Origin of the sequence: Nonomuraea dietziae, assembly GCF_014195505.1 — a bacterium.
In the GTDB taxonomy this organism is placed as follows: domain Bacteria; phylum Actinomycetota; class Actinomycetes; order Streptosporangiales; family Streptosporangiaceae; genus Nonomuraea; species Nonomuraea roseola.
Map to the genome: position 1 here is coordinate 581,985 of NZ_JACIBV010000001.1, position 13,167 is coordinate 595,151.

Here is a 13,167-nt window from a genome sequence, read left to right on the forward strand (position 1 = left end):
CGGGATTCGCTCGCCGTACTCAGGGCGCAGTGTCTGTACACGGCGATGCGCGGTCTTCTGGTCGGCTTCAGCCAGGACGTCATCCTCGGCATGGCCGACGCCGTCCCCCGGGGAGTGCTTCGCCGCCGTGCCCTGGTCGCCCGGACGTGCTCGGACCGCCCTGGGTACGGCGATAAGACAAGCCGTACCCGATCACCTTCATGGCTGGCGGCTCGCAGACCGTCCTCGTGCCGGGGCACCGGATCTGGATGCCCGGCATCGTCCCCGGTACCGAGCGGGCCGCCTACTGCGACGACCTCGTCGCCGAGTTCGGCCTCACCATCAAGTCAACCGGACCCAACGTCGGCTCCGACGCGCTCCTCGGCACTCCAGCCCTGGCCACCTTCATGGGCGAGCAGACCCGTATCATCTGATGCTTTTCTGACCGGATCGACACCATGATCGAGGCCACTGTGATGGCGTCGCCGCGGCTGTCCTGGGTGCAGGGCAACCGCGATCGTTCCCGCGCCGCCCCGATTCGGCGGTGGGCTCCGGGGACGGCGCCGCTCGCCCGCGCTGCACGTACTGATGGCGTTGCTGGCGGGAAACCGTCTTCTACCAGGACGAGGAGCTCGGCTTGGGCGACGGGCAGATGCCACCCGGCCACGGTGCCGACCCGCTGGGCGCGGCTCAGCCGGAGGAAAGCCGCGACGCCGTGCGCACTCCCATGCCATGGCGGCCTGGTCCGGGGCTGGGGTTCACCACAGGGCATCGCTTGTTTCCCGACGGCACACGCGGTAACGACGAGACCGTGGCAGCACAGCAGGACGACCCCGTATCCCACCTGAACACTCTCGGCCGACTGCTGGGCACCAGACGCCGGCTCATGCGCGTACTGGCCGTCACCTACAACGTGAGCGGAGTGCGGCTCGCCGCACGGGTGACCGCCTACCGCCGGGCAGCGCTCCGGGCGGTGGCGAACTCTGCACCTGCCCGCCCCAGCGGTGTTCGACACCGACGACCCCGCCGTCACCCCCGACCGGCCCAGGACCGGTTACCCCCCTCACCTCCTGGCCGGAGGATGACCGCCTCAAGCGGACGCCGAATGCCGGATGCCGGATGCCGGATGCCGGATGCCGAGCCCATGCTCATCACCGAATGATCAGACGAGGAAGGCAGCATGTCCGACCACGTGACCCCGTTCCGTCTTGACATCCCCGAGCCCGAACTAACCGACCTGCGCGAGCGGCTGCGGCGCACGCGGTGGCCCGAGAAGGAGACTGTCGGCGACTGGTCGCAGGGCGTCCCGCTGGGCTACCTGCGCGAGTTGTGCCGGTACTGGGCCGAGGAGTACGACTGGCGGGCGACCGAGAGGCGACTGAACGCGCTGCCGCAGTTCCGGACTTCCCTTGACGGCCTCGGGATCCACTTCCTCCACGTCCGCTCGCCCCACCAGGACGCGCTGCCGATCGTCCTGACCCACGGCTGGCCGGGCTCGATCGTGGAGTTCCTGAAAGTGATCGGACCGCTCACCGACCCAGCCGCCTACGGTGGCGACGCCCGCGACGCCTTCCACGTCGTCTGCCCGTCCCTGCCCGGCTACGGCTTCAGCGACAAACCGGACCGTCACGGCTGGGGCGTCGAACGGATCGCCGACGCCTGGGTCGAGCTGATGGCCCGCCTCGGCTACGACCGATACGGCGCACAGGGCTCCGATTGGGGCACGACCATCACCACGCTCATCGGCCGGAGGGATCCCGCTCACGTGGCGGGCATCCACCTCATCCCGCCCCTCGCGGCCCCCGATTCGGCCACGTTCGACGACCTCACCGCCGCCGAACGGGCCGCCATCGCCGACCTGGAACGCGGCCAGGAACACGAGGATGGGTACTCACTGGAGCAGTCCACCCGGCCGCAGACCATCGGCTACGGACTCGTCGACTCACCGGCACTGCTGTGCGCCTGGATCATCGAGAAGTTCCGGTCCTGGACCGACGGTGACGGCCATCCCGAGAACGCCCTCACTCGTGATGAGCTCCTCGACAACCTCATGTTCTACTGGCTACCCGGAACCGGCGCATCCGCCGCCCGGCTCTACTGGGAGAGCTTCAAGGCCGTCCAACGGCTCTTCACCGCCGAGACGACGGACCTGGTGACCGTCCCGGCAGGATGCTCGATCTTCCCCAAGGAGAACCCCCGGCCGTCCCGGCGGTGGGCCGAGAAGCGCTTCACCAACATCCTGCACTGGAACGAACCGGAGAAGGGCGGTCACTTCGCCGCGTTTGAGCAACCCGACCTGTTCGTCGAGGAACTGCGTGCCTTCTTCCGCATGCTCCGCTGACCGAACAACATGCTGGGGCGAAGGCCTGCCGCCGCGTGCGCCTCCGCCATGGGACTCGACCGAGGAAGTTCAGCTGCCCCCCTGGCTCGACAGCGGCGACGCCGACATCCTGTGCCTCCAGGAGGTGACGCGCACCCCGGTGTCGGCGGCTGGACGCGCTTCGACGACGCCGATCGATCGCTGCCGCAGCAGGCGGACCTGCTCGCCGACGTCCGCTCCCGCCTTCCCCGCCATCTCGGCCTGTTTTTCACGGCGAGCGACTCGGGCCTGGTCCTGAATCACGAATGCGGCGCGCGCATGCGGGACTTCGGGCTCGCCACCTTCGTCGCCGAGGCGCTTCCGATCGTCGGCATGCGGTCCACGTTCGTCCCCGGAAGCTACGCCGAGCATCTGGACGGACGGGCGGCCCCGCGCCGCTCTGGCCGTACGCGTCCTCGACCGCCGGACGCGACGCTTGCGGGACATCAGGTTGCCGCAACCGGCGACCCCCCTCTGGCCGGTGCACTGACGGCGGCCCGAGGCGGGTAGATCCGCGAGGGCCGATCAGAGCCAGCCGCGTTCCTTGGCGCGCAAGGCGGCCTGGAAACGGGTGGCGGCGCCCAGGCAAGCCATGAGGTCGGCGACGTGGGCGCGGAACTTGCGGACCGACATGCCGGTCGAGCGTGCCGCGGTCTCGTCGGTGTCGTGGCGCGTCAGAGCGTGCAGGACGTGCTGCTCGACCGAGGACAGGGGCAGGTCGTCCAGGTCGCGGGCGCGCGCCCACATGCTGTCGAACACGTCGGTGAGCATGGTGACGATGCCGGGCTGGCGGATCTGCAACGCGCCCGCGTTCGGCTGGGTGGGATCGGCCTGGACGTAGGCCACGGTCCTGTTCACGATCGCCATGTGCCTGATCGGCTCGGTGGTAACCCGGTGCAGGTCGCCCAGGGCTTGCCAGTAGCGGACGTACGGCTCCTGGTCGGGGTCGGTCAGGGCGTCAGTGGAGAAGAGAGAACGGCTGTGCAGCCCCGCCGCCAGCAGGCGCTTGAACGGTCTGTCCTCGAAGTCGGCGATGACGTTGCGTGGCCGGATCTTCATGTGTCTGAACTCGCTCGGGTCGGCCGCCAGGTGGGCGCGCAGGCGCTGGGTGACCGTGGGGCCGTCCGGCACGTGCTCGATCATCTGCACGGATCGGCCGCTGCGGTGCTCCTCCGACAGTTCGGTGAGCACATCCCAGGCCAGGCTCAGGTCGGCGAGCTGGCGCAGGGCCTGGTCGATGCGCTGCCGTACCAGCAGATCGATCGCCGCCGCCGGTGGCATCGCGGTCATCGCCTCGTCGACCAGCCCCAGCGCCCGCAACTCGGCGAGAACCGCGGATGCCTCTGGCATGGCCAGGTCGGCGCGGGCCGTCGGCAGGTCGGGTTGGGGGATGCGGAGCAGGTAGCGGTACAGGCGTTCCTGGTCTGCGGTCAGCCCCAGACTGTTCAGACTCATCACTCAGAGCATCAAGTGCCGTAAACCATCACATCAACGACGAAACGCTGAAGATCACGTTATGTCCGCCCCGAGGGCGGGCAGGTCGATCGTGCTCACTGGGTCACTCCTGTCATAGCGTTGATCTTTGCTTCCGGGATCAGGCCGGTCCGTCTCGGCAGCCCCGCAAGGGCGAGCCGGACGTGCTGCTGTGCCGGGGTCACAGGGGGCGGCCTGGGACGGTTCCGGCGGAGCCTGGGTCTGGCACCGCGACGTTCCGGCCGACAGGAGCATTGTGGCCGCGGCGGCGCCTCTGGAGGAAACAACAATGCTTTGTGCCGGGCACAGCGGATCGCTGTTGCCGCTATCGTGTCGGCCGTGGGCGACATCGATTTTCGGCACCTGCGTTCGTTCCTGGCCGTGGCACAGGAGCGGTCCATCACCGGCGCCGGGGCGGTGCTCCACCTGACGCAGCAAGCGGTGTCGACGCATGTGCGGCGGTTGGAACGATCCCTTGGCGTGGTCCTCCTCGTACGCACCTCGCGCGGCGTTCTGCTCACCGCCGCCGGGGAGGAACTCGCTGCCGGGGGCGTGGCTGTCATCAACGACGTCGCCCACTTGGCCGAACGGGTACGCGCCGTGGCCGACGCCCAGGCCGGCACCCTTCGTCTGGCCTGCTGTCCCGCCGCCGCCTCTCTGCTCGCCATCGATGTGGCCGACGCCCTGGAGAAGGCGGTTCCAGGCCTGCAGGTGATGTTGACCGGTGCGCGTAGCCCCAAGGACGAACTCGAGCTTCTCAGCGACGGGCGCGCGGACGCGGCCTTCATGTGGCTGCCGGTCGGTGACGTCGGGCTGCATCACGCGGTCGTGCGCAGCGATCCTCGGGCCGTGGTGCTGTCGACCCGCCATCCCCTGGCCGACCGCCCGGCCGTGAGCCTCGCCGACCTCGCCGACGATCCGGTCCTGCGTCCCGACGTCCTCACGTCTGCGGAAGCCGAACGGTTCTGGCTTGCGGACCCCCGGCCAGACGGCAGTCCCGCGCCCCGCGGCTCGATCGTGCCCCTTGTGGAGGACTGCCTGCTGGAAGTCGGCCGCGGCCGCGGCATCTGGCTCCCGCCACAACCCCTGGAGGCGGTGCTGCCCGCCGGCAACCTGCGCTGGATCCCGGTCACCGACGCTGAGCACTTCGACCTCGGCGTAGTGTGGACCGACCGCGCCCCTCAGCCCCTGATCACGCGACTGATCGCCGAAGTCCGCACCATTACCGGCCACGATCAACATCTCCACGCCGCGTGAAGCCGCGACACCGACGGATCCGCAGCCCGCACAAGGCCAAGTAGAGGGAGCCCAGGACCCACAGTCCAGGTCGAACCTCTCGCCGGGGTGCCGGCCGATCCGCTGTGCTGGCCGTCGCGTGGAATCCGGCCGCACCGTGACCAGGACGCTCAACGAGCGATGCACGATCTCCCGAGACCACTGCGCAAGGCGGGACAGAGCGACGCAGTCGTCCACCTGGATGTGGGGTCCACAACCATCACGGCTCCACCAGCACTGTCCACAGCGCTCAGTCAGTGGAACGGCACCGCGGCGCGGCTCACATCCTTGCCGGCACCCCTGGCTGCTGAGCGGTTCACCGCATGTGCGCGCCTTTCGTACGGGCGCAGCGGGCCGGCCGTCTCTTCATGGGTGGACAGCACCGGCGTTCCCCGCATGAGCAGCCCATGGCAGGCTCATGCCGCATGATCGATGGATTCGCGAAAGACAACCTGCACGGGAGACTGCGGCGGGACCGCAAGGCGTTGCTCTGGAAACTCGACGGCTTGTCCGAATACGACGCCCGCCGACCTTTGACAGCGACCGGGACCAACCTCCTCGGCCTGGTCAAACACGCGGCCAGCGTCGAGGCCAGGTACTTCGGCGAGGTCTTCGACCGCCCTTCCCCGGAACCGCTGCCCCGGTGGCAGGACTCCGACGGCAGCGATCTGTGGGCGACCGCGGACGAGACCCGCGATCAGATCATCGGGTTCTACCGGCGCACGTGGGAACACTCGGACGCGACGATCAGCGAGCTTCCCCTCGACGCCCCCGGCCACGTGCCGTGGTGGCCGGAGCCTTATCCCAACACGAACCTGTTCGCCATCATGGTCCATGTCCTCGGCGAGACCAACCGGCATGCCGGGCACGCCGATATCCTGCGCGAGGGCCTCGACGGCCGGACCGGGATGCGCCCCGAACACGAGAAGCAGATCGACGAGGAAGCCCGTGCAGCCTACTGCGCGAAGATCGAGCAGGCCGCTAGGACGGCCGCACCCGTCAAGGCCTAGTTAGACATACCAGGCAGCCTGACATCAGCTCCCCTAACGGCGCTTGCGATTTCCGAGTACCCCGGCCACCTGATATGCCCGCGTCACCCGATGTGGGCGTTCAGTCCACGCCTTCGTCGTCCTCGTCCAGCTCGGGCGCGTCCGGGTCGCCAGCGGGCGCCGGGCGCCGGCGGCCGGGGTCGCGGCGGTGAAGCTGTAGCGGCCGAGCAGGTTCAGGTTGCGGTGCTTGGGCGGGGAGAGCCGGGTGATGTCCTCCTCGCGGATCTCGTGGCCCTCGGCCTGGAGCTGGGCGACGGCGGCGTCGATGTAACGGGTCGTCCAGTGCACGATGGCGTTGATGACCAGGCCGAGCGAGCCTAGCTGGATCCATGCCGTCCCGGTACGCCTGGTGGATGGTGCCGCGCTTGCCGCGGCACACGTCCCGGGCCAGCTTGTGGCGGGATTCCTGGACGGTGAGGCCGCCGGTACATCTGCCTCCGGTAGGTGCCGTCGACCGGGTCGACCACGCGCAGCAGGTGCTCGGTCCTGGCGATCCGCCCGTACTCCGCGAACGCCGCACCCAGCGGAGTCAGGCGCCCCTCGCGTCCGAACATGCGCAGCAGTCCGTAGGCACGGACCTAGTTGGTGACCAGGGAACCGGAGACCTTCAGCATGTCCGGTGTTCAGGCTCGGGCTCGCGTTCCTCGGCACGGCACGGTCATGGGCGGCCTCTGCCTGTTTCCGGGCCAGCTCAACGACCCCCGCCCGGTCCCGCGATCCGGGCGGGGGCGGTGTTGGCTGCCGCCGCGTTGCGCGGGCCTCCTTGGCCTGTCGAAGCGTGGTCACTGGAGCGACCGCTGCCCTGCTTGATTAGCTGTGGGAACTGCACTTCTCGCAAGTTACTGCCCCAACGCCGTGACACAACGGATCGCATTTTCTGTTTTTGATTTTCTAGAAAATCAAAAATGATAGGCTTCCGGCGTGACAGCGGAGATGACGACCGTTACGCCGTGTGCGCACTGTGGGGCGCCGATCGAGCAGCGCAAGGGCAGGGGGCGGCCCCGGGCGTACTGCGCCGACACCGACTGCCAGGCGGCGGCCAAGCGGGAGCGGGAGTTGCGCAGGGCGACCCCCGGGCTCGAAGGATCGTTGGCCAGGGCCGAGCAGTTGTACGAGCGGATGGAGACCGGCCTCGCCGCCGCGATAGAACCGCTGGCCAGGGCGTTGACGCAGGAGCTCAGTCCCGCAGGGGTGGAGGCCAAGCTCAGCGCGGTCCAGGCCGAGGCGCACACGCGGGTCGCCATCGCTCGCACCGAGCGCGAACAGGCCTTCGAGCAGGTACGGCTGGCACGCGAAGCGGCCGAGCACGCACGCAAGCAGACCGTCGAGATGCGTCAGGTGGCCGAGGAGGCGCAGGCCGACAGGGACACCGCGCTACGTGACGCGGAGACGGCGCGCGAACAGGCGCTGGCGGCGTTGCGTGAGGCGGCCACCACCGAACGGGTGGCCAAGCAGGCCGCCGCCGAGGCCGAGCGCAGGGCAGGGGTGGCCGAGCGGGCGCGTGACCAGGCGGTCAGGGAGCTGTCCGAGCGGGTGGAGGCGGCCGAGGCGCAGGCGGAGGAGGCCAGGGCGCAGGCCGTACAGGCCGAGGAAAGGGGTCGTGCGCGGGCTGAGCAGGCGCGCGAGGAGGTCGAGCGGGCGGCGGCGGAGGCCGAGCAGGCCGTACGGCAGGCGAGGGAGGAGGCCGATCGGGCGGTCACGTCCGCGCTGGAGGAGCGGGACGCGGCAAGGACGGCGGCGGCCCAGGCGGGGGAGGCCAGGGAGCGGGCCGAGCGCGAGGTGGCCGCGGCGCAGGCGCGGGCCACGGCCGCGGAGGCGGAGCGGGACCGGGCGCTCGAGCGGGCCGAGGCGGCCGAGGCGCGCGCGGCGCAGGTCGGAGAGACGAGCGCCAGGCTGGCGGCCGAATCGGAGGCGCGGGTGGCGGCCGCCGAGCGGGAGCGGGATCGGGCGGCAGCGCGGGTGCGTGAGCTTGAGGGGCTGGCGGCGGGGGAGTCGTCGCTGGTGGAGGAGCGCGACCGGCTGCGGCTGGAGTCGCAGCTCGACCGGGCGCGCCTGGAGGATCTTCGGACGGAGCTGGAGGCGGTCAGGGCGGAGGCGGCGCAGTTGCGGGAGCGCGCGGTGAAAGCGGAGCTACGGGCGGCTTCGAAGGGAGACTGACGCGGCGCGGCCGCGGAAGAAGATCAGGTCCTTGCAGTTGCGGATGCGCGGCATCAGGTCAAAAAAATCCGGGAGGCGGTGTCGGATCGGGGCGGTGGTGTTCGTAGCAGGGGAGAGGCCGCCCACAAGGGGCGGCGCCAAGGCGAAGGAACCGCGGATCATGAAGCTGACGACCATGACTCAGGTCACCATCGATGGAGTGATGCAGGGCAACGGCGCGGCGACGGATGACCGCAGGAACGGATTCGAGCGCGGCGGATGGGCCCTGGGGAAGGGCGACGACGAGACCAGGACGTTCATCGCGCAGACCTACCAGCGCGCGGAGGCGTTCCTGTTCGGCCGGCGCACCTACGAGTTGTTCGCCGGCTCCTGGGGATCAATCGACCAGATGCGCGCCCATCCCATCGGCGTGGCCTTGAACGAGGCCCCCAAGTACGTCGCCTCGACCACGCTCACCGCGCCGCGGTGGGAGGACACGACCGTTCTCCGCGGTGACCTCGCGGCGGCCATCAGTGAGCTGAAGGCCAAGCCCGGGGGTGAGCTGCAGGTGCACGGCAGCGGCATCCTGACCCGATGGCTGCTGGAGAACGATCTGGTCGACGAGATGACTCTGATCGCGATCCCGGTGATCCTCGGCCAGGGCGCGAGACTGTTCCCGGAGACCGGCCCGGATCTTGCGCTCGACCTGGTCGAGTCGCGAGTCGACTCGAAGGGTGTGGCGATCCAGGTCTACCGGCCGGCCGGCCGCCCGCAGTATGCCACGGCCTGAAGTCCCTGACCACCGAACCCCGCTGTCTTGACACCACAGGAGAGGATCTTCAGATGCGTTATCTGGTTTCCGTGATCGATGACAAGAGCAATCCCGGCAGCACGGACAGGCAGCCCGCCATCAGCGCGTTCAACGAACGGCTGATCGCCGAGGGCTACTGGGTCTTCGCGGGCGGACTCGCGGACACCGACGCGGCCACGGTCATCGACAACCGGGGCGAGCAGGCGGTGTTCAGCGACGGGCCCTTCGTGGAGTCGAAGGAGTACCTCGCCGGCGTCTGGGTGTGGGAGGCCCCCGACCTGGATGTGGCGCTCAAGCTCGCCGCCGAGGCGTCGAAGGTCTGCGATCGAAAGCTCGAGGTGCGGCCGTTCCTGTGAGCGACGTCGAGGAGGCGATCACCCGGGCCCACCACGACGAGTGGGCGCGGGTGGTGGCCTCGCTGACCAGGCGGTTCGGTGACCTCGACATCGCCGAGGAGGCGGCTGCCGAGGCGTTCGCGACCGCCGTGGAGCGGTGGCCGGCCGACGGCGTACCGCCCAATCCCGGCGCCTGGCTGACCACGACCGCCAACCGCAAGGCCATCGACCGGATCCGGCGTGAGAACAAGCGCGATGACAAGCACAGGGAGGCTCGGATGACGTACGACGTCCCAATCGAGCCTGTTGGCGCCATCGATGACGACCGGCTCCGGCTGCTCTTCACCTGCTGTCACCCGGCGCTGGCGGTGGAAGCGCGCGTGGCGTTGACCTTGCGCATGGTCGGCGGTCTGACCGTGCCCGAGATCGCCCGCGCCTTCCTGGTGCAGGGGACCACCATGGAGCGGCGCATCACCCGCGCGAAGGCCAAGATCAAGGCGGCTCGCATCCCCTATCGGATGCCGTCCGCCGACGATCTGCCGGCTCGTGTCTCCGGCGTCCTGGCCGTCCTGTTCCTCGTCTACAACGAGGGCTACCTGGCCAGCGGCCCCGACACCGATCCCGTACGACACGACTTGACCACCGAGGCGATCCGGCTCACCCGCCTGATCCGCGCGCTCCTGCCGCAGGACGGAGAGGTGGCCGGGCTGCTGGCGCTGATGCTGCTCACCGAGGCCCGCCGTACCGCCCGGATCTCGGTGAACGGCGAACTGGTCGCGCTCGACGAGCAGGACCGTGGAGCCTGGGACGTGGAACTGATCGCCGAAGGTCATCGGTTGGTGCGCGAGCGCCTGGCCGCTGCCGCTGCCGGGGTGGCTCCGGGTCGCTACCAGATCCTCGCCGCGATCAACGCGGTGCACACCTCCGCCCGTGACATCCGCGACACCGACTGGTCGCAGGTCCTCGCCCTCTACGACCAGCTCGTCCGCCTCGACCCCTCGCCGATCATCGCCCTCAACCGGGCCATCGCCGTGGCCGAGCTCGACGGGCCGGAGGTGGCACTGGCCATCGTTGACCGCCTCACCGAGGCGTTGGCCGGCTATCACGCCTACCACGCCACCCGCGCCGACCTGCTGCGCCGGCTGGGCCAAAGTCGGCAGGCACGCGCGGCCTACGACCGGGCGATCGAGCTGGCAGGCAACACCGGCGAGACCGCCTACCTCACCCGCCGCCGCGACCAACTGCGGTAGCGCCCGCTCTTGAGGAGCGCACTTGATATGGGGATGAAAGGCGACGCGGAACGTCTATTGACATGTTCAGACGCCAACCCTTCTCGCCGAGCAACGGCGCAGGATTCGGGGGCGCCCGGGTTGCGGCGGCCGTAGAGACCCGGCCTCTCGTCGAGCGGCCGCGACTCGCGCGGTACGTGTCGGTCGATGACGCGTTGTCGCTGTTCGATCTGTTGATGGCGACGAAGTTGCCGGCGCGGGCGGGCCGGGATGAGGAGAAGGCCGCGCCGCAGGCCGAATCGGCGTCGCGGGCTACGCAGCGGCGGCCGATCGTAGGGCAGTCGCGGCTCCTCACCGACCATGGTCAACGCGCCGGTGAATCCTTTCCGGCGCAGGGCTTCGGCGGCGGGCAGACCCGCCGCCGAAGCACCCACGACCACGATTCGAGCTGGCTGGTTCACGACGGGGTCAGTGTGATCGCCAGGGCTGGGCAGATGCGGGCGGCCTCACGGACGTCCTCCTGCAGCCCGGGCTCCGGGCTGTTCGGCATCTCTGGCAGGGCGTCAGCCATGGCATCTCCTCGCACCGAATGCGGTCATCGGGTGATCCCGGGCACGCGGGCAGGTCATTCCCGGGGGTGGACGTCATGTCGGTAGATCGCGAGTCACGAGCCCTGGTGGAGCGGAGTGTGGTCGGCGGGCTCCGGGCGGCTCGAACGGTTCGCCGCGCGTGCGGTGATGGCGCCGATCGCGCAGATGATCGCGAATCCGAACAGTACGTACCGCGCCGAGTCGAGCATCGACGGGTCGCCGAGGTTGACCAGGACTCCGGCCACGGCCGTGCCGAACGCGATCGACAGACTCGTCACGGTGGCGATCGCCGCGGCGGCCCTGCGTCCTTCCTCCGGATCCTGGGTGCTGGACATGGCGGCCACGGACAGGTGCGGGTAGGCCAGGCCGATGCCGGAACCCGCGATGAACAACACCGGTACCCAGATGAGTACCAGCCAGGTCGGCGTGTCCTCGCGCTGCAGCAGCCCCTGGAGGAGGAAGCCGGACGTCAGGAGCAGCGGGCCGATGATGCGCAACCGGCGTACCGTGCGCTCCCTGGTGGCCGATGAGCTGCCGAGCTGGGTCAGCGACCAGCCGAGCGAGATGGCCGCCCCGAACAGGCCGGCCGCGAGCGGGGGCAGCCCGCCCAACTGCTGGCCGAACAGCGGGACGAACGACTCGACCGCGACGCCGAAGGCCAGTAGCCCGAGCGTCAGATAGATCCACTTCAGTGGGGAGCCGGCCTGGTAGGTCGTGCGTGGGAAGACCCGCAGCTCGCTGCGCCGTTCGTGGGCGACGAAGACGGCCATCAGCAGCAGCGCCACCACGGTGCTGCCCACCATCGCCAGGGTGCCGGGCAGCACTCCGGCCAGGCTGACGGCCGCGGTGGCCGCCGTGACCAGCAGCAGCGACACGGCCGGGACCGGCGCCCGCGCGTCGCTGCGTTCGCCGCGCGGTAGCACTCGGGGCACGACCGCGCAGCACGCCGCCGCGATCACTGCCATCGTCACGAACGCCAGGCGCCACGAGCCGAACTGGGCGAACAGGCCGCCGAGCGCCGGGCCGACGAAGTTGCCGACGCCGTACATCGCTGACATCAGGGCGTTGCCCCGGGTCCACAGTCGGCGCGGCAGGGCCGAGCCGATGACGGCGAACCCCAGCCCGGACAGCACCCCCGCCCCGAATCCCTGGATGCCGCGGCCGGCCAGCAGTACCGGCATCGCCGGGCTCGCCGCACAGGCCAGCGAGCCCATCAGGAACACGGCGAAGCCGAGGCGATAGGCGCCGACGTTCCCCCACCGGGCCAGGAGCCGACTGACCAGCATCGTCGCGATCACCATGGCGACGAGGTAGATCGTCATGTTCCAGGCGTAGAAGCCGGCGCCGCCGATGTCGGCCACCGCGGTCGGCAGCAGGCTCGAGGCCAGATAGATATTGACCGCACCGACGAGCACGCCGCCCGCCAGCACGATCGCAGCTCCGAGATGTCGGGGGCCCAGCAGTTCCCGCCAGGCAGGCGGGGCGGGGGTTGCATCAGGAATCACGCGGTCATCTCGCTCAGGTCGTCGGGGGCTGCGGTGGGCTTCCCGGGTTCGGACTCGCCGGCCACGGCCATGAAGGCGTTCCGCGCATCGATCCGTCCGCGGTGTGGCCGCCGGCTGCGGGTCTCGATGGCAGGCTCCGCGCCGGGCTGCTCGTTGTCATCAGCACTCATGACTTCAAGGCTGTCGTTGAACTGAGCCCGGAGACTTTTCGCGCCTTTCGTGGATCGTTCTGGGCCGGTAGCCGGGAAAGCCTCAAGCCGCGGTCGAACCATGCCGCTCTGCTCCCCGTGGTCGAGGCCGTGCGAGCAGCCGATCAAGCACGCCCCGGCGACGTGGAACAAGCACCTGTCCGCGCTGCGATCCTTCGCCGCCTCCGGCGATCCGCAATGAGTGGATCACCGCCGGCCCCGCCCGGCACCTGGTGGT

At 69.7% G+C, this 13,167-nt stretch carries 13 protein-coding genes and 2 pseudogenes; 9 read left to right on the forward strand and 6 right to left on the reverse strand.

The genetic code is table 11. The features are described from left to right. Positions 1–200 precede the first annotated feature (200 nt). From FHR33_RS02955 to FHR33_RS02960, 3 genes and pseudogenes are all read left to right on the forward strand, one after another. A complete protein-coding gene (locus FHR33_RS02955) occupies positions 201–413 on the forward strand; it encodes a hypothetical protein (RefSeq protein WP_246451621.1) in 213 nt (70 codons plus the stop codon). A gap of 188 nt (positions 414–601) precedes the next feature. Next, positions 602–1,141 (forward strand): annotated as a pseudogene (locus FHR33_RS53645) (hypothetical protein); the annotation flags it as partial. An 18-nt stretch (positions 1,142–1,159) separates the two neighbouring features. Further along, positions 1,160–2,320 (forward strand): epoxide hydrolase family protein, encoded by a 1,161-nt coding sequence (locus FHR33_RS02960; RefSeq protein WP_183643136.1) that lies wholly within the window; start codon positions 1,160–1,162, stop codon positions 2,318–2,320. A 69-nt stretch (positions 2,321–2,389) separates the two neighbouring features. On the opposite strand, the gene FHR33_RS02965 is transcribed toward FHR33_RS02960, so the two are convergent. Together FHR33_RS02965 and FHR33_RS02970 are read right to left on the reverse strand one after the other, a co-directional pair. After that, positions 2,390–2,710, reverse strand: a complete 321-nt coding sequence (locus tag FHR33_RS02965; protein ID WP_183643139.1) for a hypothetical protein — start codon at positions 2,708–2,710, stop codon at positions 2,390–2,392. A 153-nt stretch (positions 2,711–2,863) separates the two neighbouring features. After that, entirely contained in the window at positions 2,864–3,793 is a 930-nt protein-coding gene (locus FHR33_RS02970) for a helix-turn-helix domain-containing protein (RefSeq protein ID WP_183643142.1), read from the reverse strand. Between the two features lie 357 nt (positions 3,794–4,150). Here FHR33_RS02970 and FHR33_RS02975 point away from each other — a divergent pair, with 357 nt between their 5' ends. Next, entirely contained in the window at positions 4,151–5,068 is a 918-nt protein-coding gene (locus FHR33_RS02975) for a LysR family transcriptional regulator (RefSeq protein WP_183643145.1), read from the forward strand. A gap of 443 nt (positions 5,069–5,511) precedes the next feature. After that, the gene (locus tag FHR33_RS02980) at positions 5,512–6,096 is read left to right on the forward strand and encodes a DinB family protein (protein WP_183643148.1); all 585 of its coding nucleotides are present in this window, start codon (positions 5,512–5,514) and stop codon (positions 6,094–6,096) included. Positions 6,097–6,129: 33 nt separating this feature from the next. Here the strand turns inward: FHR33_RS02980 and FHR33_RS53140 are convergent, their stop codons facing one another. After that, entirely contained in the window at positions 6,130–6,462 is a 333-nt protein-coding gene (locus tag FHR33_RS53140; RefSeq protein ID WP_350655413.1) for a Tn3 family transposase, read from the reverse strand. Further along, a pseudogene (locus tag FHR33_RS53145) lies at positions 6,453–6,701 on the reverse strand (Tn3 family transposase); the annotation flags it as partial. The pseudogene FHR33_RS53145 and the gene FHR33_RS53140, both read right to left, overlap by 10 nt. 355 nt (positions 6,702–7,056) lie before the next feature. Here FHR33_RS53145 and FHR33_RS02990 point away from each other — a divergent pair. From FHR33_RS02990 to FHR33_RS03005, 4 genes are read left to right on the forward strand one after another with little or no spacing between them, the layout of a single operon-like run. Beyond that, a complete protein-coding gene (locus FHR33_RS02990; protein ID WP_312895337.1) occupies positions 7,057–8,292 on the forward strand; it encodes a coiled-coil domain-containing protein in 1,236 nt (411 codons plus the stop codon). Positions 8,293–8,323: 31 nt separating this feature from the next. Then, positions 8,324–9,061: a dihydrofolate reductase family protein gene (locus FHR33_RS02995; protein ID WP_246451624.1), complete on the forward strand. Its 738-nt coding sequence runs from the start codon at positions 8,324–8,326 to the stop codon at positions 9,059–9,061. A gap of 53 nt (positions 9,062–9,114) precedes the next feature. Further along, positions 9,115–9,438 carry a YciI family protein gene (locus FHR33_RS03000; protein WP_183643151.1) on the forward strand — a complete coding sequence of 108 codons (324 nt, stop codon included), beginning with the start codon at positions 9,115–9,117 and terminating at the stop codon, positions 9,436–9,438. Continuing rightward, on the forward strand, positions 9,435–10,667 hold the full coding sequence (locus FHR33_RS03005; protein WP_183643154.1) for an RNA polymerase sigma factor: 1,233 nt from the start codon (positions 9,435–9,437) through the stop codon (positions 10,665–10,667). Before FHR33_RS03000 ends, FHR33_RS03005 begins: the two co-directional genes overlap by 4 nt. 643 nt (positions 10,668–11,310) lie before the next feature. On the opposite strand, the gene FHR33_RS03010 is transcribed toward FHR33_RS03005, so the two are convergent. Both FHR33_RS03010 and FHR33_RS03015 read right to left on the reverse strand, forming a co-directional pair. Then, entirely contained in the window at positions 11,311–12,741 is a 1,431-nt protein-coding gene (locus tag FHR33_RS03010; RefSeq protein WP_183643158.1) for an MFS transporter, read from the reverse strand. Beyond that, the gene (locus FHR33_RS03015; protein ID WP_183643161.1) at positions 12,738–12,911 is read right to left on the reverse strand and encodes a hypothetical protein; all 174 of its coding nucleotides are present in this window, start codon (positions 12,909–12,911) and stop codon (positions 12,738–12,740) included. The genes FHR33_RS03010 and FHR33_RS03015 overlap by 4 nt, the downstream gene beginning before the upstream one ends. Positions 12,912–13,167 lie beyond the last annotated feature (256 nt).